This is a genomic window from Brevibacterium sp. 1718, from assembly GCF_051131255.1.
Classification (GTDB): Bacteria; Actinomycetota; Actinomycetes; order Actinomycetales; family Brevibacteriaceae; genus Brevibacterium; species Brevibacterium sediminis.
This window is the reverse complement of the sequence record NZ_CP186550.1, coordinates 2,540,952-2,560,465: the sequence shown is the minus strand read 5'-3', so window position 1 is coordinate 2,560,465 and position 19,514 is coordinate 2,540,952. Positions and strand designations below refer to the sequence as shown.

8 protein-coding genes and 5 rRNA genes are annotated in these 19,514 nt (G+C 56.4%); 10 read left to right on the top strand and 3 right to left on the bottom strand.

Features of this window, described 5'->3' with window-relative positions; genetic code table 11:
- The first annotated feature begins 212 nt into the window (after window positions 1-212).
- Window positions 213-614 carry a YccF domain-containing protein gene (locus ACOZ9V_RS11445; protein ID WP_410711340.1) on the top strand — a complete coding sequence of 134 codons (402 nt, stop codon included), beginning with the start codon at window positions 213-215 and terminating at the stop codon, window positions 612-614.
- Between the two features lie 140 nt (window positions 615-754).
- Here the strand turns inward: ACOZ9V_RS11445 and ACOZ9V_RS11440 are convergent, their stop codons facing one another.
- Window positions 755-1,639, bottom strand: coding sequence for a dihydrodipicolinate synthase family protein (locus ACOZ9V_RS11440; protein WP_410711341.1), 885 nt, complete (start codon window positions 1,637-1,639; stop codon window positions 755-757).
- A gap of 2 nt (window positions 1,640-1,641) precedes the next feature.
- Window positions 1,642-2,808 carry a mandelate racemase/muconate lactonizing enzyme family protein gene (locus ACOZ9V_RS11435; protein ID WP_434590072.1) on the bottom strand — a complete coding sequence of 389 codons (1,167 nt, stop codon included), beginning with the start codon at window positions 2,806-2,808 and terminating at the stop codon, window positions 1,642-1,644.
- Window positions 2,809-2,888: 80 nt separating this feature from the next.
- On the opposite strand from ACOZ9V_RS11435, the gene ACOZ9V_RS11430 reads away from it, so the two are divergent.
- A complete protein-coding gene (locus tag ACOZ9V_RS11430; RefSeq protein ID WP_434590069.1) occupies window positions 2,889-3,680 on the top strand; it encodes an IclR family transcriptional regulator in 792 nt (263 codons plus the stop codon).
- 41 nt (window positions 3,681-3,721) lie between these two features.
- Window positions 3,722-5,035 carry an MFS transporter gene (locus tag ACOZ9V_RS11425; protein ID WP_434590066.1) on the top strand — a complete coding sequence of 438 codons (1,314 nt, stop codon included), beginning with the start codon at window positions 3,722-3,724 and terminating at the stop codon, window positions 5,033-5,035.
- A gap of 171 nt (window positions 5,036-5,206) precedes the next feature.
- Here the strand turns inward: ACOZ9V_RS11425 and ACOZ9V_RS11420 are convergent, their stop codons facing one another.
- Window positions 5,207-6,049 (bottom strand): formate/nitrite transporter family protein, encoded by an 843-nt coding sequence (locus ACOZ9V_RS11420; protein ID WP_410711345.1) that lies wholly within the window; start codon window positions 6,047-6,049, stop codon window positions 5,207-5,209.
- A 535-nt stretch (window positions 6,050-6,584) separates the two neighbouring features.
- Between ACOZ9V_RS11420 and ACOZ9V_RS11415 the strand changes: the two genes are divergently transcribed.
- From ACOZ9V_RS11415 to ACOZ9V_RS11385, 7 genes are all read left to right on the top strand, one after another.
- Window positions 6,585-8,112, top strand: a 16S ribosomal RNA gene (locus ACOZ9V_RS11415).
- A gap of 421 nt (window positions 8,113-8,533) precedes the next feature.
- Window positions 8,534-11,650: ribosomal RNA gene (locus tag ACOZ9V_RS11410) — 23S ribosomal RNA — on the top strand.
- A 187-nt stretch (window positions 11,651-11,837) separates the two neighbouring features.
- Window positions 11,838-11,956, top strand: a 5S ribosomal RNA gene (gene rrf, locus ACOZ9V_RS11405).
- Together the 16S, 23S and 5S rRNA genes form the textbook arrangement of a ribosomal RNA operon.
- A 380-nt stretch (window positions 11,957-12,336) precedes the next feature.
- A complete protein-coding gene (locus ACOZ9V_RS11400) occupies window positions 12,337-12,630 on the top strand; it encodes a helix-turn-helix domain-containing protein (protein WP_264800642.1) in 294 nt (97 codons plus the stop codon).
- Window positions 12,627-13,868, top strand: coding sequence for a type II toxin-antitoxin system HipA family toxin (locus ACOZ9V_RS11395; protein WP_434590061.1), 1,242 nt, complete (start codon window positions 12,627-12,629; stop codon window positions 13,866-13,868). The genes ACOZ9V_RS11400 and ACOZ9V_RS11395 overlap by 4 nt, the downstream gene beginning before the upstream one ends.
- A 568-nt stretch (window positions 13,869-14,436) precedes the next feature.
- Window positions 14,437-15,964, top strand: a 16S ribosomal RNA gene (locus ACOZ9V_RS11390).
- Between the two features lie 422 nt (window positions 15,965-16,386).
- Window positions 16,387-19,503: ribosomal RNA gene (locus ACOZ9V_RS11385) — 23S ribosomal RNA — on the top strand.
- The last annotated feature ends 11 nt before the right edge of the window (window positions 19,504-19,514 follow it).

Genomic DNA, 19,514 nt, shown 5'->3' with positions numbered 1-19,514 from the left:
AGGAATACAAGAGGTCGCATTGTAGAAGCGGCCTCGGCGGCAGCATTGCAGTGAAGGAAAGCGGTCAATCAGCGTGCGCTCCGGCAGCCTGCGGGCAACCGGACGGGCGATGTGGGGCCATCACCATGGAAAAGCATGCGGTCATCGAGCAGACTGGCAGATGACGGACTACCGAACTAACGAATACCGACTGACGAACGCACGAGGAGATCATGCGCACCCTGCTCAACATCATCTGGTTCATCTTCTCCGGCCTCTGGCTGGCACTCGGATACTGGGCCGCCGGAATCATCGCCTGCATCTTCATCGTCACCATCCCGTGGGGAATCGCGTCCTTCCGCATCGGAAACTACGCACTCTGGCCCTTCGGCCGCGAGGTCATTGAAACCCGCCCGGCAGGAGTGGCGACGACCCTGGGTAACATCATCTGGCTCATCGTCGCTGGTGTCTGGCTCGCCATCGGACACGTCGTCACCTCGATCCCGCTGTTCATCTCGATCATCGGCATCCCGCTCGGCTGGGCGAACATCAAGCTCATCCCCGTCTCGCTCATGCCGCTGGGCAAGCAGATCGTCGACAGCGACCGAATCATGCCCGGCTACCGCGGAGCCTGACCAGCGGTCGGTCGGCACGATGGTGCTGGGTGCGACAATGGCACCGCGGTTCCTGGACTGCGAGAATCTGGTTGTCGAATCCGGCTAGGGTGTTGACCGACGCACTTGTGATTGATCCGTCTGCCGGCCCAATGCGATTCCTACAAGCCAAGCCCCGACAATGCCGAATCGAGCCGAGCAAGTGTCGAGGCGGAGAGCTTACGTGCAGGGAATCGAACAGTGTCGTGGTCGATGAGACCTCTCCGCACGAGTACCTGCTTGTGAATCGCCCACGCTTCGCCAGGGGTGACTCCGACGTCGAGGAGGGGCTGAATGCGGCGGACTTCTTCGTCCACATCGACGGTGGTATCAGCGCCGAGCAAGGCCGATACGATCGGCCTGAACATGTCAGTGATTTCGCAGGCTGGCATGGTTCCGCAGGCACCGTTTCGGAATTCTGCGATGAGCTCTCTTGCGTTGAGCCCACCGAGCACAGGGAAGTCCTGAGGGACTTTGGAGACGACAGCCTTGACCTTCTCCGCCGTCGGCGGGGCCTCAACCTTTACCGCGGATATCCCGGAGCATTCGGACATTTCCGCGATTCGGTCGGTGGGAGTCGTCACCGAAGATGGTCCCGGCGCGTCCTGCACCATGATCGGGGTGTCAGTGTTCTGCGCAACGTCGACAAAGAAGTCGACAAGCTGATCCTCGGCGGGTTTTGCGAGATATGGGGGGAGTACCATCAGCGCGTCTGCTCCCCACTCGCGTGCTTGGAGCCCAGCTTCGGTGGCGGTTGTCGTGCTTGTCGCGTTGATGCCAGCGATGATGGTGAAGCCATCGCCGACCTCTTTGCGAGCGGTGCGGAGAATGCTCTCGCGCTCTTGGGTCGTCAATGCGAAGCCCTCGCTGGCCATCCCGAAGACGGCGAAACCATCAGCCCCCGATGTGACTTGGAAGTCGATAAGGCGACGGAGCGAATTCAGATCCACCTCTTGGTTGGGAGAGAAGGGGGTGGCAAGAATTGGGAGCAGACCGTGAAGCTTCATGTTTATGCCTCCTCGGCTAGACGGCGAACAGTGTCAATATCGATGTCGATTCCCAGACCGGGGCCCGTCGGCACTTGGAACCCGGCGGGTCCGATTGCCATGGGTGTGCGTAAGAGAGACTGCGCGACGCCGACGGTGTCTGGTTGATACTCAAAGAATGGGCTGTGAGGCAGTGCGGCGCTGACATGGATTCCGGCAGCCAACGCGACTCCGAGTCCAACCGAATGGTGGCACGCTGTCGGAATATGAAAAGCGCTCAATACTGTGGCGATGTCGATGGCTTCTGTGATTCCAGTTCGTGCGACGTCCGGCTGTGCGAGACCCAGCGAACGTCGCACTGCCCATTCGGAGAACTCGTATCGATTGCGCATGGCTTCGCCGATTGCGATCGGAGTTCTTACGCGACGCCCCAATTCGGCGTGGCCATCTATATCTTCCGGCGCCAATGGCGCTTCCAGGAAGAGCGCGCCGCGAGCATCTAGCTCTGCGCCTAGTCGTAGGGCATCTTGGAGCGAATAGGCCCAATGTGCATCGATGGCCAGTCCGACCTTTGGTGCGGCCTCGGCTACGGCATCGAAGGTGGCAAGGTCAGCATCTACGCCTTTTCCCAGAGCAAGCTTGATCCGTGTCGCACCGCGATCGACCCACTGCTTTGCCAGCACCGCCCGCTCTTTATCGGTTGGAACCGGTAACCCGGAGACATAGGCAGGGACTGTGTCGCGGTGCCGGCCCCCGAGCAAATCGCTGACTGGACTTCCGAGGGCCTGACCCGCGATATCCCACAGCGCAGTGTCGAGTGCGGCCAGTGCATCCGCTTGATGCCCAACGAGGTGTCCACGTTCACGCATCAGGCCACGCAACTTCTCCCATAGCGGCCGCACGGCAGTGGGATCTTGGCCGATAAGCTGCGGCGCGAGAAGCCTGTCGATGATGGTGGCTGGGACCTCTGGCGCAACAGGGGCTAATGCCTCGCCCCAACCAACGATGCCATCGTTCGTATGAACCGAAACCAGCATGGTTTCAAATCTGCCGGAGTAGAGGCTACGCCAAGGCGGTCTCACCGTGTACTCCGCCGAGCCGCGTGGATCCCATCCGTCATCGTGGACGCCAAGATAAGCCCGCGGTGAAGGAAGTTTGAGGACGTAGGTCTCTATGTGCTCAATACGCATGATCGATGCTTTCTGTGGAAGTCATGGCTCAATACTGCAGTGGACTTGCATAATATGCAAATAGATTCCACAATTGGTACATGCCTGCCGAACGATCAACCAACCAGAGCGTCGATAGAGCGCTCTCGGTCCTCACTTTGTTCACCAGCAATAGCCCGTCACTGCGTGTTTCGGATGTCGCATCAGGTCTCGGCCTCGGAGTGTCGACTGCCTCGCGTTTGCTGGCCACCCTGGAAGAATCGGGGTTCCTACGTAAGAATTCGAAATCTCAGCGTTACGAACTTGGTCAGCAGATCATCTCATTGGGCGGGGTGGCGTTGAACAATGAGCCGATCTATCGCAATTCGCGAGCGGTGACTCAGCGTCTGGCGTGGGAACTCGGCTTGGGCGCGAACGTTGCCGTGCGGCAGGGCAAAGTTCTTCGCTATTTGCAGAATGTCGAAGGGCCAATGGCCCCTAAGTCATACACTCTCCTCGGTCAGACAAATCCTTTGCACGCGACAGGTATGGGCAAGGCGCTGATGCTTGATCTGTCCGCCAGCGATCGTGAGGCACTTCTTGGACCTGATGATCTGCCTGCCTATACGACCAATACAATCGTCAGCCACTCCGATCTCGAGGTCGAGCTTCAGCGGTCTTCCGAGCGAGGCTACTGTACCGAGATCAATGAACTTGCGCTTGGCAGGGCGTGCATTGCAGCGCCGATTCGGGACTTCACCGGAAAGGTCGTGGCAGCCATCTCCCTTTCGGGAGCGTTGTCGGCAATCAACCTCACTGAGAAAGAGACTGAACTGGCGCGAATCATCATCGAAGCTGCAGACACGATCAGCGTCGCCTCGGGGTATCTCAGCCCGCAACCGCAACATCGTTGAACATCGTAAGTCCCCCCCCATCACAATGGAGTGAAACGAGCATGCAGAACATTGCTACATCAAATAGTTCCGAGCAGACACCGACCCGCCGCGTAGTTATGGCAGCCACGGTTGGAAACTTTGTCGAGTGGTTCGATATCGGCGTATACGGCACGATGTCGGCGAGTCTGTCGAAACACCTCTTCGATTCAACAGACCCTGTGTCCGCACTGCTATCGACCTTCGCAGTCTTTGCCGTCGGCTTCGTCATTCGGCCCGTCGGTGGTCTTGTTTTCGGGCCCATGGCGGATCGGATCGGACGCAACCGTGTGCTTGTCATTACAGTTGCGCTGACCTCACTGTCAACGGCTGCGATCGGCATCCTCCCCAGCTACGAGACAATCGGTGTGCTTGCACCTCTCCTGCTCGTTGTCATTCGGTTGTTGCAGGGATTTGGTGCTGGTGGTGAGACATCGAGTGCCGTTGGTCTTCTCTATGAGTATGCGCCTCGTGATAGGCGTGGTTTCTACACAAGTCTCAGCGCTGCCACGGGGTTTGTGGCATTCGTTGCTTCTGCGGGTCTCGCGCTGGGCCTGACTTTGGGCCTAGGCGATGAAGCGGTCAATGAATGGGCTTGGCGAATTCCATTCTTAATAGCGCTTCCGCTTGGTTTGATTGCGCTCTATCTTCGTTCCCAGCTGGATGACAGCCCGGTGTTCCGCCAGATGCAGTCAGCTGAGGAACTCTCGGTCTCCCCGCTCCGTGAGACCTTCCAGAAGGCGCGTGTAGCGATGCTGGTGCTGGCAGGACTCGTGGTGCTCAAAGGAGTAGCGCATTGGACGCTTCAGACGTTCATGGTCTCCTATATGGAAGACACCCTTGGGTTCACTATGACGGAGTCGTTTCTCGCTTCAACTATCGCAATGGCTGTCGTCATGGTGCTCATACCGATCGCTGGAATCATTTCTGACAGGATCGGCAGAAAGCCGGTCCTCGGGGCTGGAGCATTAGGACTGTTTGTGCTCGCTTGGCCTGCGATCACGCTGATGACTATGGAAAATGCACTGCTCGCGATTGCAGCGATGGTACTTCTCGCGTTACCAGTGGCTGCCTACGATGGTGCGATCAATGCCATCATGGCAGAGATGTTTCCGGCTCGAATCCGGACGGGTGCGATGGCGATTCCCTACAATGTTGCGGTCAGTCTTCTCGGCGGGACCGCACCATACATCGCTGCATGGCTCACAGTCGCCACAGGGTACAAACAGGCCCCGAGCTTCTATCTCATGCTGGCCGCGGCCGTCACGTTGGTTACACTCATCCGATTTGTCAGGGAGACGGCGGGCCCGAGAGTAACTGTCTCACCCGAGAACTAGAGTCGGATGGAGAGGTGGTGTCCTTGGGCTGTGGTCGCGTTGGTCTGCGCCTTATCAATAGGGTGGTGACCTCGGTCAACCGCGCCAGCCCGAGCATGACGTTGAGCAAACAGCCGTTGCCCGTCCACTGCGGGGCCTGGATAGCTGTCGGCGCGGCGATGACGCGGAGCGCTACGAAGCGTGGTCTTGGAGATCCTCGAGCGAGAACTCTCCCCGCCTCACAGCAGACAGCACGCGGTGCGTGCGAATGACCCGGGGCAGCGTGATGATGATGAGACCGCCGAGCATGTTGAAGACGATGACGATGCAGAACCACTGCAGAAACTCGGGGATCGAGATGTCGGCGCCCGAGAGCATGGCAGCGAAGATGACGATCGCATTGATCGCGCCGTGAAGCATCCCGAACCCGATGACCAGCAGGCCGGTGATCATGCACACGATGGCCTTGACGACGTCGTTCGTGGTTCCCTGCTGCATCCGGGTCGCCAAGGTGATGGTGGCACCGGCCAACATCGCAAGAGCGATCATGACAATCGGCGACGACTGATCGGTGTAGCCGATGGCCATATCGGCCAGAGTCGAATGGTAGTCGGGAAGGCCGCGCACGATCAGCCAGGCGAAGGCCGCCCCTCCCAAGAGATTGGTGACAAGAGTGGCCAGCCAGAGACGCAGCACCTGAAGCCAGCTGGCCTGCCCCGCGATGACTGCGTTGATGGGCAGGAGAAACTCTTCGGTGAAGAGCTCCGAATGTGCGAGCTTGAGCGCGAGCAGTCCGATGCCGAAAGCCATGCCGGCGAGGATGTCGGAATCGGTGGCCTGTTTGACGAGGATCATCGCGAGAATGCCCAACCCGATGTCTACGCCGCCGAAGAACCCGGTGATGATGAGTTCCGGCCACTTGCGATTGAGCCGTTTGGCACCCTCGGTCACCGTTGTGGCGGCCTCATCGACGAGGGCATCCTCCAGATCCAGGTCGTTGGCGCCCAGTCGTCTGCGTTGCTCTCTCTGAGTCATTGCCCCAGTGTAAGAGCTGTGTGTGACCACGACGTTTAGAGCACGCCGAGCGCGAGTGACCGTTGTCACAGGCGAGAGTCCGGTTTCGAGTTGCACGGTGCCTCTGGGGTGGTCTAGAGTTATATCTCGTTGCCCCGCCGGAAACACGGTCTTAGAGACACTGTTTCTACCGGGTCTGACCAGGACAAACACGGTTTGTTCCACGGGTTCAGGCGATTGGGTGGGTAACCGAAAAATGAAACTGATACCCCCAGTGAACATGCTGCGTTTTTGTGTGGTGTGGTGATGGGTGTGTGTTTGTGGTTTGAGAATCCAATAGCGTGTTTGTTTGAACAAGTTGTGATGCCAGAACATTTAATATTTCTGGTAAGACAATCACCTGGCCAAACATTGGTTCACCTGTGGTGGGTGGTTCTTCGCCGAACCTCCCACATCACATGGGTGGATGGTGTGTTTGGTCAGTATTTTGTGGTCAACCTTCTCACCCCGTGAGGGGTTGGCTGTCTTGCTGGGATTCATTCGTAACATAAAGTTTTTTATGGAGAGTTTGATCCTGGCTCAGGACGAACGCTGGCTGCGTGCTTAACACATGCAAGTCGAACGCTGAAGCCGACAGCTTGCTGTTGGTGGATGAGTGGCGAACGGGTGAGTAACACGTGAGTAACCTGCCCCTGATTTCGGGATAAGCCTGGGAAACTGGGTCTAATACCGGATACGACCATCTGACGCATGTTGGGTGGTGGAAAGTTTTTCGATCGGGGATGGGCTCGCGGCCTATCAGCTTGTTGGTGGGGTAATGGCCTACCAAGGCGACGACGGGTAGCCGGCCTGAGAGGGCGACCGGCCACACTGGGACTGAGACACGGCCCAGACTCCTACGGGAGGCAGCAGTGGGGAATATTGCACAATGGGGGAAACCCTGATGCAGCGACGCAGCGTGCGGGATGACGGCCTTCGGGTTGTAAACCGCTTTCAGCAGGGAAGAAGCGAAAGTGACGGTACCTGCAGAAGAAGTACCGGCTAACTACGTGCCAGCAGCCGCGGTAATACGTAGGGTACGAGCGTTGTCCGGAATTATTGGGCGTAAAGAGCTCGTAGGTGGTTGGTCACGTCTGCTGTGGAAACGCAACGCTTAACGTTGCGCGTGCAGTGGGTACGGGCTGACTAGAGTGCAGTAGGGGAGTCTGGAATTCCTGGTGTAGCGGTGAAATGCGCAGATATCAGGAGGAACACCGGTGGCGAAGGCGGGACTCTGGGCTGTAACTGACACTGAGGAGCGAAAGCATGGGGAGCGAACAGGATTAGATACCCTGGTAGTCCATGCCGTAAACGTTGGGCACTAGGTGTGGGGGACATTCCACGTTCTCCGCGCCGTAGCTAACGCATTAAGTGCCCCGCCTGGGGAGTACGGTCGCAAGGCTAAAACTCAAAGGAATTGACGGGGGCCCGCACAAGCGGCGGAGCATGCGGATTAATTCGATGCAACGCGAAGAACCTTACCAAGGCTTGACATACACTGGACCGTTCTGGAAACAGTTCTTCTCTTTGGAGCTGGTGTACAGGTGGTGCATGGTTGTCGTCAGCTCGTGTCGTGAGATGTTGGGTTAAGTCCCGCAACGAGCGCAACCCTCGTTCTATGTTGCCAGCACGTGATGGTGGGAACTCATAGGAGACTGCCGGGGTCAACTCGGAGGAAGGTGGGGATGACGTCAAATCATCATGCCCTTTATGTCTTGGGCTTCACGCATGCTACAATGGCTGGTACAGAGAGAGGCGAACCCGTGAGGGTAAGCGAATCCCTTAAAGCCAGTCTCAGTTCGGATCGTAGTCTGCAATTCGACTACGTGAAGTCGGAGTCGCTAGTAATCGCAGATCAGCAACGCTGCGGTGAATACGTTCCCGGGCCTTGTACACACCGCCCGTCAAGTCACGAAAGTCGGTAACACCCGAAGCCGGTGTCCCAACCCACTTGTGGGAGGGGGCCGTCTAAGGTGGGACTGGTGATTGGGACTAAGTCGTAACAAGGTAGCCGTACCGGAAGGTGCGGCTGGATCACCTCCTTTCTAAGGAGCACACATTAAGATCCTCATGGTATGACCCGTATGTGGTCATCATGAGAGCTCAAGGGTGGAACATCACTTCTTCCGCTCGCCCACACAGCCCGGCTGGGGTCAATGCCCCGGGTGCGGTGAGTGATCGGGTGGGCTAGAACGAACACGTTATTGGGTCCTGGAATCACAAACCCCACACGATTGTGTGGGTGTGGTTTCAACCAACAGGACCAACCCGACCAACAGGCAGCCACAGTGTGGGTGTGTGGTGGTGGGTGTTTGGTAGTGGTTTGAGAATCGTATAGTGGACGCGAGCATCAAACACCATTTTTGTGTGGTGTTTATGTAATGTGATTTTTCTTGTCATCATCTAGTTAAGGTGAATGAAACACTTATTTTTCGCGCACATGAAGCTGGTCCCTTTTTGGGGGTTGGGTGAGTGTGTAAGAGCGCATGGTGGATGCCTTGGCATCAGGAGCCGATGAAGGACGTGGAAATCTGCGATAAGCCTCGGGGAGCCGATAAACAGGCGTTGATCCGAGGGTCTCCGAATGGGGAAACCCCGCCACTCGTGAGGGTGGTGACCCGTGTCTGAATATATAGGGCATGTGGAGGGAACGCGGGGAAGTGAAACATCTCAGTACCCGCAGGAAGAGAAAATAACAATGATTCCGGGAGTAGTGGCGAGCGAAACTGGATGAGCCTAAACCTGTGCAGTGTCAAGCGTGCTGGTGTTGCTGCAGGGGTGTTGTGGGGTGTACGTGGTCCGGTCCAGCATGGCCGGTCTGTGAGTGTTGTTGGTGTAGTCGAACCTGGTGGGAAACAGGACCGGAGTGGGTGAGAGTCCCGTAGACGAAACGTCAACTGTTCGCAGTGTGTGCATGCCCGAGTAGCACGGAACTCGTGGAATTTCGTGTGAATCTGCCAGGACCACCTGGTAAGGCTAAATACTTCCTGATGACCGATAGCGGATTTAGTACCGTGAGGGAATGGTGAAAAGTACCCCGGGAGGGGAGTGAAAGAGTACCTGAAACCATGTGCTTACAATCCGTCAGAGCAGTATCTAGATGACTGTGATGGCGTGCCTTTTGAAGAATGAGCCTGCGAGTTAGCGGTGCGTGGCGAGGTTAACCCGTGTGGGGTAGCCGTAGCGAAAGCGAGTCCGAATAGGGCGATCCTAGTCGCGTGTCCTAGACCCGAAGCGGAGTGATCTAGCCATGGGCAGGGTGAAGCGTGTGTAAGAGCGCGTGGAGGCCCGCACCCACTTCAGTTGAAAATGGAGGGGATGACCTGTGGTTAGGGGTGAAAGGCCAATCAAACTCTGTGATAGCTGGTTCTCCCCGAAATGCATTTAGGTGCAGCGTTGCGTGGTTCTTGCTGGAGGTAGAGCTACTGGATGGCTGATGGGCCCTACCGGGTTACTGACGTCAACTAAACTCCGAATGCCAGTCAAGGTTCAGCGTGGCAGTGAGACAGTGGGGGATAAGCTTCATTGTCGAGAGGGAAACAGCCCAGACCATCAACTAAGGCCCCTAAGCGTGTGCTCAGTGGGAAAGGATGTTCAGTTGCGAAGACAACCAGGAGGTTGGCTTAGAAGCAGCCACCCTTGAAAGAGTGCGTAATAGCTCACTGGTCAAGTGATTGAGCGCCGATAATGTAGCGGGGCTAAGTACACCGCCGAAGTTGTGGCAGCACCACAATCGCCGTAATGGTGTGGTGTTGGGTAGGGGAGCGTCGAGTTGCCGGAGAAGCTGCCGTGTGAACGAGTGGTGGAGGCGATTCGAGTGAGAATGCAGGCATGAGTAGCGAAAGACGGGTGAGAAACCCGTCCACCGGATGACCAAGGGTTCCAGGGCTAGGCTAATCCGCCCTGGGTAAGTCGGGACCTAAGGCGAGGCCGACAGGCGTAGTCGATGGACAACCAGTTGATATTCTGGTACCGACACACAACCGACAGTACCAAAACACACGATACTAACCATCCAATTCCTCCTTTGAGTCTTCGGACTTGATGTTGGGGTTGCGGGTGGGACCTGAGTGTGGAGTCGGTAAGCGTGAGGTGTGACGCAGAAAGGTAGCCAGGCCGTGCGATGGTAGTCACGGTCTAAGGTTGTAGCACGTGGGGGTAGGTAAATCCGTCCCCGCATAGAGTGTGAGAGCTGATGGGCGCCCCACATTGGTGGGGTGATCTGGTGATCCTCTGCTGCCGAGAAAAGCATCGACGTGAGGGTGTGTGTTGCCCGTACCCTATAACCGACACAGGTGGTCGAGTAGAGAATACTAAGGTGATCGAGAGAATCGTGGTTAAGGAACTCGGCAAAATGCCCCCGTAACTTCGGGAGAAGGGGGACCATCCCGGTGAACCCACCATGCGTGGGGATGTGCTGGTGGTGGTCGCAGAGGCCAGAGAGAAGCGACTGTTTATTAAAAACACAGGTCCGTGCGAAGATGTAAGTCGATGTATACGGACTGACGCCTGCCCGGTGCTGGAAGGTTAAGAGGACCTGTTAACCCGTAAGGGTGAAGCGGAGAATTTAAGCCCCAGTAAACGGCGGTGGTAACTATAACCATCCTAAGGTAGCGAAATTCCTTGTCGGGTAAGTTCCGACCTGCACGAATGGCGTAACGACTTCTCTGCTGTCTCAACCACGAACTCGGCGAAATTGCATTACGAGTAAAGATGCTCGTTACGCGCAGCAGGACGGAAAGACCCCGAGACCTTCACTATAGTTTGGTATTGGGATTCGGTGTGGTTTGTGTAGGATAGGTGGAAGACTGGGAAGCCCTGACGCTAGTTGGGGTGGAGTCGATCGGTGAAATACCACTCTGACCATAGTGGATTCCTTAACTTCGGACCCTGATCGGGTTCAGGGACAGTGCCTGATGGGTAGTTTAACTGGGGCGGTTGCCTCCTAAAGAGTAACGGAGGCGCCCAAAGGTTCCCTCAGCCTGGTTGGCAATCAGGTGTCGAGTGTAAGTGCACAAGGGAGCTTGACTGTGAGACGGACGTGTCGAGCAGGAGCGAAAGCTGGGACTAGTGACCCGGCCATGGCTTGTGGAAGCGTGGTCGCTCAACGGATAAAAGGTACCTCGGGGATAACAGGCTGATCTTGCCCAAGAGTCCATATCGACGGCATGGTTTGGCACCTCGATGTCGGCTCGTCGCATCCTGGGGCTGGAGTCGGTCCCAAGGGTTGGGCTGTTCGCCCATTAAAGCGGTACGCGAGCTGGGTTTAGAACGTCGTGAGACAGTTCGGTCCCTATCCGCTGCGTGCGTAGGAAATTTGTGGAGGTCTGTCCTTAGTACGAGAGGACCGGGACGGACGAACCTCTGGTGTGCCAGTTGTTCCGCCAGGAGCATGGCTGGTTGGCTACGTTCGGGATGGATAACCGCTGAAAGCATCTAAGCGGGAAGCCGGCTCCGAGATGAGATTTCCAACTGACTTTTGTCAGGGGAGGTGTCCTATAGATGATGGGGTTGATAGGCCGGGTATGGAAGCACTGTAAGGTGTGGAGTTGACTGGTACTAATACACCGATCACTCATCAACTTTTTCCCTTTAGTGGGGTTGGTGTGTGCGGAAAGATGTTTTGTTTTTTCTAGGATGGCTTGAAGAGTTCACACTCTCGGGTGTGCATGTTGCATAAGTTTTGGTGTTCGCGTTCGCTGTGCGGTTCTTGGACCACTACCGCTGACAACTCTGTTTTTGTGGGGTTGTGGTGGTGGTTTGTTGGTTTTGCGGTGGTGATAGTGGTGGGGAAACGCCCGGTTAACCGTTCCGATCCCGGTAGCTAAGCCCATTCGCGCTGATGGTACTGCAACTTGGTGGTTGTGGGAGAGTAAGTGACTGCCGCAATATTTTTTAGTGGTGATGGCCTCGTCCGACTGTGTTGGGCGGGGCCATTACTGTATTCACGAACGAAAGCGTTGGGCGTGCTTATTACTACCTGACGGGGGTACTGCTGCCTGGCGCGGGGTTGCTGCGCCCCCGTCAGGTAGTAAATGGTCTCGTACGACTCTCAGGGGGAGTCGGACGGGGCCATTCGTGTAACCTCCGGCTCGTCGCCGGCCAACTGAGAGTGGTGTTCTCACGGACGTTCAGAGATCTTGTGGAGTCCAACCGGACAGCAGCCGGCCACCGATCCTCCCGAAATCAACATTGCCGGGTAGTCTAATGACGCGTATTTTAGTCGTTAATGAATCATATGGTGTTTATTGCACTCATAAGGAGCCAAAATGAGCGTCACTCGCCAGGTGGATCGCCGTCTCACCGAGATCGGATCCTCGATTCGTCGGTGGCGACTCATGCAGTCGCTCAAGGCTGTCGAAGTCGCGGAGCGGGCAGGCATCTCTCGATCGACGCTCCAGAAAGTCGAACGGGGTGATGCAGGAGTCTCAATCGGCGCAGTGATGTCGGTTATGCAAGCACTGGGGCAGCTCGACCACGTGTCCGCCTCGTTCGATCCTTTGAGCACCGATGTCGGCAGACTGCGTTCTGCTGAAACGCTTCCAGACAGGGTTCGTCGATGAGTGAGCAGATCCGGGTTGAGATGGACCATGGAGGAACGGCGGTATTAGTCGGTATTGCGTATTTCCACATCGCACGGGGGCGTATCTCGACGACGTTCAAATACTCCGATGAGTATGTGGGAGCTCGATGGGCCTATTCCGTCGACCCAGAGCTCCCACTGTCGACGGTCCCGTTCAACGTGCCCGGTCTTCCGGGGGCATTCGCCGACTGTTCTCCTGACCGATGGGGTCGCAATCTCGTGGCGAAGGAGCATCGGCGGCAGGTCGCCGACGGCTTCGTCCGTGACCGGCGTCTGACAGACATCGACTTCCTACTCGGAGTCAGCGATCGCACTCGACAGGGAGCTCTGCGGTTTCGTCGTGCTGCCGACGACGACTTCCTCAACCCTTTGAGCCGAGTACCGAAGCTGCTTTCCCTGCCCGAACTGCAGCGGGCTGCCGATGGGGCCGCAGAAGGGTCGGGCACGGCTGTGAAACGCCTTCTTGACGCTGGGACAGGGTCTCTGGGAGGGGCGCGGCCCAAAGCATCTGTGGCGGACGATGAGGGACGGCTGTCAATTGCGAAGTTCTCCCGACCCGGCGACGATCGAGACGTTATCGCGTGGGAGAGCCTGGCACTCGAACTCGCCCGGAGGGCCGGAATCGACACCACTGAATCTCGGTTGCTGAGCATCGACGAGAGATCCGTGCTCCTTCTGCAGAGATTCGATCGCACGGCTGACCGTCGGATCGGATATATGAGTGCGATGACAGCAACCGGGCATCGAGACGGAGAAGCCGGTGACTATCTCGATATCGTCGAAGCTATCGAGGACCACAGCCGGCGCTGGCGCAGCGACTGTGCGGAACTGTTTCGCCGAGTGGCATTCTCAGTTGCACTGCACAATACGGATGATCATTTGCGTAACCATGGCTTCATACGGGCGGACGCGGGATGGCAGCTGAGCCCGGCTTTCGACATCAACCCGGAACCGGAACCCGCGGTCGAACGGCAGACAGCGATCAATGGCGTCGTGTCTGCGGAGACCGAAGCCGAGGCGCTGCTCGAATTCGCCTCTCTCTGCCATCTGACGAAGCCGACTGCAGTGTCTGTGCTCAATGAGGTCGTGAGCGCAGTCGAGGGGTGGAGGACGCGGGCTGTGGTACGGGGGATCCGACGGGCAGAGATCACCGAGGTGGGTGCCGTCATCGACGAGCAGCTCGCACGCCTGCGCAAAGCTATCCGCCCGGGCAGCTGAATCGCGCGGCATTCGGGCTCGATTGGTGCAAGGGCTGGGGAGCGGCCGGCCTCTCTGCAAGGGGACATCGTTGAGCACTGCGAGCTGTGTGGTGGGTGTCACGTGGAGAAAGTCGGTTTTGGATTTGCACGGTGGCTCTGGGGTGGTCTAGAGTTATATCTCGTTGCCCCGCCGGAAACACTGTCACTGAGACAGAGTTTCCACCGGGTCTGACCAGGACAAACACGGTTTGGTCCAAGGGTTCAGGACACCGGGTGGGTGACACAAAATGAAACTGATACCCCCAGTGAACATGCTGCGTATTTGTGTGGTGTGGTGATGGGTGTGTGTTTGTGGTTTGAGAATCCAATAGCGTGTTTGTTTGAACAAGTTGTGATGCCAGAACATTTAATATTTCTGGTAAGACAATCACCTGGCCAAACATTGGTTCACCTGTGGTGGGTGGTTCTTCGCCGAACCTCTCGCATCACATGGGTGGATGGTGTGTTTGGTCAGTATTTTTTGGTCAATCTTCTCACCCCGTGAGGGGTTGGCTGTCTTGCTGGGATTCATTCGTAACATAAAGTTTTTTATGGAGAGTTTGATCCTGGCTCAGGACGAACGCTGGCTGCGTGCTTAACACATGCAAGTCGAACGCTGAAGCTGACAGCTTGCTGTTGGTGGATGAGTGGCGAACGGGTGAGTAACACGTGAGTAACCTGCCCCTGATTTCGGGATAAGCCTGGGAAACTGGGTCTAATACCGGATACGACCAATCCTTGCATGAGGGTTGGTGGAAAGTTTTTCGATCGGGGATGGGCTCGCGGCCTATCAGCTTGTTGGTGGGGTAATGGCCTACCAAGGCGACGACGGGTAGCCGGCCTGAGAGGGCGACCGGCCACACTGGGACTGAGACACGGCCCAGACTCCTACGGGAGGCAGCAGTGGGGAATATTGCACAATGGGGGAAACCCTGATGCAGCGACGCAGCGTGCGGGATGACGGCCTTCGGGTTGTAAACCGCTTTCAGCAGGGAAGAAGCGAGAGTGACGGTACCTGCAGAAGAAGTACCGGCTAACTACGTGCCAGCAGCCGCGGTAATACGTAGGGTACGAGCGTTGTCCGGAATTATTGGGCGTAAAGAGCTCGTAGGTGGTTGGTCACGTCTGCTGTGGAAACGCAACGCTTAACGTTGCGCGTGCAGTGGGTACGGGCTGACTAGAGTGCAGTAGGGGAGTCTGGAATTCCTGGTGTAGCGGTGAAATGCGCAGATATCAGGAGGAACACCGGTGGCGAAGGCGGGACTCTGGGCTGTAACTGACACTGAGGAGCGAAAGCATGGGGAGCGAACAGGATTAGATACCCTGGTAGTCCATGCCGTAAACGTTGGGCACTAGGTGTGGGGGACATTCCACGTTCTCCGCGCCGTAGCTAACGCATTAAGTGCCCCGCCTGGGGAGTACGGTCGCAAGGCTAAAACTCAAAGGAATTGACGGGGGCCCGCACAAGCGGCGGAGCATGCGGATTAATTCGATGCAACGCGAAGAACCTTACCAAGGCTTGACATACACTGGACCGTTCTGGAAACAGTTCTTCTCTTTGGAGCTGGTGTACAGGTGGTGCATGGTTGTCGTCAGCTCGTGTCGTGAGATGTTGGGTTAAGTCCCGCAACGAGCGCAACCCTCGTTCTATGTTGCCAGCACGTGATGGTGGGAACTCATAGGAGACTGCCGGGGTCAACTCGGAGGAAGGTGGGGATGACGTCAAATCATCATGCCCTTTATGTCTTGGGCTTCACGCATGCTACAATGGCTGGTACAGAGAGAGGCGAACCCGTGAGGGTAAGCGAATCCCTTAAAGCCAGTCTCAGTTCGGATCGTAGTCTGCAATTCGACTACGTGAAGTCGGAGTCGCTAGTAATCGCAGATCAGCAACGCTGCGGTGAATACGTTCCCGGGCCTTGTACACACCGCCCGTCAAGTCACGAAAGTCGGTAACACCCGAAGCCGGTGTCCCAACCCACTTGTGGGAGGGGGCCGTCTAAGGTGGGACTGGTGATTGGGACTAAGTCGTAACAAGGTAGCCGTACCGGAAGGTGCGGCTGGATCACCTCCTTTCTAAGGAGCACACATTAAGATCCTCATGGCATGACCCGTCTGTGGTCATCATGAGAGCTCAAGGGTGGAACATCACTTCTTCCGCTCGCCCACACAGCCCGGCTGGGGTCAATGCCCCGGGTGCGGTGAGTGATCGGGTGGGCTAGAACGAACACGTTATTGGGTCCTGGAATCACAAACCCCACACGATTGTGTGGGTGTGGTTTCAACCAACAGGACCAACCCGACCAACAGGCAGCCACAGTGTGGGTGTGTGGTGGCCGGTGTTTGGTAGTGGTTTGAGAATCGTATAGTGGACGCGAGCATCAAACACCACATTTTTTGTGGTGTTTATGTAATGTGATTTTTCTTGTCATCATCTAGTTAAGGTGAATGAAACACTTATTTTTCGCGCACATGAAGCCGGTCCCTTTTTGGGGGTTGGGTGAGTGTGTAAGAGCGCATGGTGGATGCCTTGGCATCAGGAGCCGATGAAGGACGTGGAAATCTGCGATAAGCCTCGGGGAGCCGATAAACAGGCGTTGATCCGAGGGTCTCCGAATGGGGAAACCCCGCCACTCGTGAGGGTGGTGACCCGTGTCTGAATATATAGGGCATGTGGAGGGAACGCGGGGAAGTGAAACATCTCAGTACCCGCAGGAAGAGAAAATAACAATGATTCCGGGAGTAGTGGCGAGCGAAACTGGATGAGCCTAAACCTGTGCAGTGTCAAGCGTGCTGGTGTTGCTGCAGGGGTGTTGTGGGGTGTACGTGGTCCGGTCCAGCATGGCCGGTCTGTGAGTGTTGTTGGTGTAGTCGAACCTGGTGGGAAACAGGACCGGAGTGGGTGAGAGTCCCGTAGACGAAACGTCAACTGTTCGCAGTGTGTGCATGCCCGAGTAGCACGGAACTCGTGGAATTTCGTGTGAATCTGCCAGGACCACCTGGTAAGGCTAAATACTTCCTGATGACCGATAGCGGATAAGTACCGTGAGGGAATGGTGAAAAGTACCCCGGGAGGGGAGTGAAAGAGTACCTGAAACCATGTGCTTACAATCCGTCAGAGCAGTATCTAGATGACTGTGATGGCGTGCCTTTTGAAGAATGAGCCTGCGAGTTAGCGGTGCGTGGCGAGGTTAACCCGTGTGGGGTAGCCGTAGCGAAAGCGAGTCCGAATAGGGCGATCCTAGTCGCGTGTCCTAGACCCGAAGCGGAGTGATCTAGCCATGGGCAGGGTGAAGCGTGTGTAAGAGCGCGTGGAGGCCCGCACCCACTTCAGTTGAAAATGGAGGGGATGACCTGTGGTTAGGGGTGAAAGGCCAATCAAACTCTGTGATAGCTGGTTCTCCCCGAAATGCATTTAGGTGCAGCGTTGCGTGGTTCTTGCTGGAGGTAGAGCTACTGGATGGCTGATGGGCCCTACCGGGTTACTGACGTCAACTAAACTCCGAATGCCAGTCAAGGTTCAGCGTGGCAGTGAGACAGTGGGGGATAAGCTTCATTGTCGAGAGGGAAACAGCCCAGACCATCAACTAAGGCCCCTAAGCGTGTGCTCAGTGGGAAAGGATGTTCAGTTGCGAAGACAACCAGGAGGTTGGCTTAGAAGCAGCCACCCTTGAAAGAGTGCGTAATAGCTCACTGGTCAAGTGATTGAGCGCCGATAATGTAGCGGGGCTAAGTACACCGCCGAAGTTGTGGCAGCACCACAATCGCCGTAATGGTGTGGTGTTGGGTAGGGGAGCGTCGAGTTGCCGGAGAAGCTGCCGTGTGAACGAGTGGTGGAGGCGATTCGAGTGAGAATGCAGGCATGAGTAGCGAAAGACGGGTGAGAAACCCGTCCACCGGATGACCAAGGGTTCCAGGGCTAGGCTAATCCGCCCTGGGTAAGTCGGGACCTAAGGCGAGGCCGACAGGCGTAGTCGATGGACAACCAGTTGATATTCTGGTACCGACACACAACCGACAGTACCAAAACACACGATACTAACCATCCAATTCCTCCTTTGAGTCTTCGGACTTGATGTTGGGGTTGCGGGTGGGACCTGAGTGTGGAGTCGGTAAGCGTGAGGTGTGACGCAGAAAGGTAGCCAGGCCGTGCGATGGTAGTCACGGTCTAAGGTTGTAGCACGTGGGGGTAGGTAAATCCGTCCCCGCATAGAGTGTGAGAGCTGATGGGCGCCCCACATTGGTGGGGTGATCTGGTGATCCTCTGCTGCCGAGAAAAGCATCGACGTGAGGGTGTGTGTTGCCCGTACCCTATAACCGACACAGGTGGTCGAGTAGAGAATACTAAGGTGATCGAGAGAATCGTGGTTAAGGAACTCGGCAAAATGCCCCCGTAACTTCGGGAGAAGGGGGACCATCCCGGTGAACCCACCATGCGTGGGGATGTGCTGGTGGTGGTCGCAGAGGCCAGAGAGAAGCGACTGTTTATTAAAAACACAGGTCCGTGCGAAGATGTAAGTCGATGTATACGGACTGACGCCTGCCCGGTGCTGGAAGGTTAAGAGGACCTGTTAACCCGTAAGGGTGAAGCGGAGAATTTAAGCCCCAGTAAACGGCGGTGGTAACTATAACCATCCTAAGGTAGCGAAATTCCTTGTCGGGTAAGTTCCGACCTGCACGAATGGCGTAACGACTTCTCTGCTGTCTCAACCACGAACTCGGCGAAATTGCATTACGAGTAAAGATGCTCGTTACGCGCAGCAGGACGGAAAGACCCCGAGACCTTCACTATAGTTTGGTATTGGGATTCGGTGTGGTTTGTGTAGGATAGGTGGAAGACTGGGAAGCCCTGACGCTAGTTGGGGTGGAGTCGATCGGTGAAATACCACTCTGACCATAGTGGATTCCTTAACTTCGGACCCTGATCGGGTTCAGGGACAGTGCCTGATGGGTAGTTTAACTGGGGCGGTTGCCTCCTAAAGAGTAACGGAGGCGCCCAAAGGTTCCCTCAGCCTGGTTGGCAATCAGGTGTCGAGTGTAAGTGCACAAGGGAGCTTGACTGTGAGACGGACGTGTCGAGCAGGAGCGAAAGCTGGGACTAGTGACCCGGCCATGGCTTGTGGAAGCGTGGTCGCTCAACGGATAAAAGGTACCTCGGGGATAACAGGCTGATCTTGCCCAAGAGTCCATATCGACGGCATGGTTTGGCACCTCGATGTCGGCTCGTCGCATCCTGGGGCTGGAGTCGGTCCCAAGGGTTGGGCTGTTCGCCCATTAAAGCGGTACGCGAGCTGGGTTTAGAACGTCGTGAGACAGTTCGGTCCCTATCCGCTGCGTGCGTAGGAAATTTGTGGAGGTCTGTCCTTAGTACGAGAGGACCGGGACGGACGAACCTCTGGTGTGCCAGTTGTTCCGCCAGGAGCATGGCTGGTTGGCTACGTTCGGGATGGATAACCGCTGAAAGCATCTAAGCGGGAAGCCGGCTCCGAGATGAGATTTCCAACTGACCTTGTGTCAGGGGAGGTGTCCTATAGATGATGGGGTTGATAGGCCGGGTATGGAAGCACTGTAAGGTGTGGAGTTGACTGGTACTAATACACCGATCACTCATCAACCATTCCAATGT

What these genes read in the sequence shown, in the direction of transcription:
- ACOZ9V_RS11420 (WP_410711345.1), bottom strand. Translation starts at nt 6,049, where the DNA reads ATGACTCAGAGAGAGCAACGCAGACGACTGGGCGCCAACGACCTGGAT.
- ACOZ9V_RS11440 (WP_410711341.1), bottom strand. Translation starts at nt 1,639, where the DNA reads ATGAAGCTTCACGGTCTGCTCCCAATTCTTGCCACCCCCTTCTCTCCC.
- ACOZ9V_RS11445 (WP_410711340.1), top strand. Translation starts at nt 213, where the DNA reads ATGCGCACCCTGCTCAACATCATCTGGTTCATCTTCTCCGGCCTCTGG.
- ACOZ9V_RS11430 (WP_434590069.1), top strand. Translation starts at nt 2,889, where the DNA reads ATGCCTGCCGAACGATCAACCAACCAGAGCGTCGATAGAGCGCTCTCG.
- ACOZ9V_RS11425 (WP_434590066.1), top strand. Translation starts at nt 3,722, where the DNA reads ATGCAGAACATTGCTACATCAAATAGTTCCGAGCAGACACCGACCCGC.
- ACOZ9V_RS11435 (WP_434590072.1), bottom strand. Translation starts at nt 2,808, where the DNA reads ATGCGTATTGAGCACATAGAGACCTACGTCCTCAAACTTCCTTCACCG.
- ACOZ9V_RS11395 (WP_434590061.1), top strand. Translation starts at nt 12,627, where the DNA reads ATGAGTGAGCAGATCCGGGTTGAGATGGACCATGGAGGAACGGCGGTA.
- ACOZ9V_RS11400 (WP_264800642.1), top strand. Translation starts at nt 12,337, where the DNA reads ATGAGCGTCACTCGCCAGGTGGATCGCCGTCTCACCGAGATCGGATCC.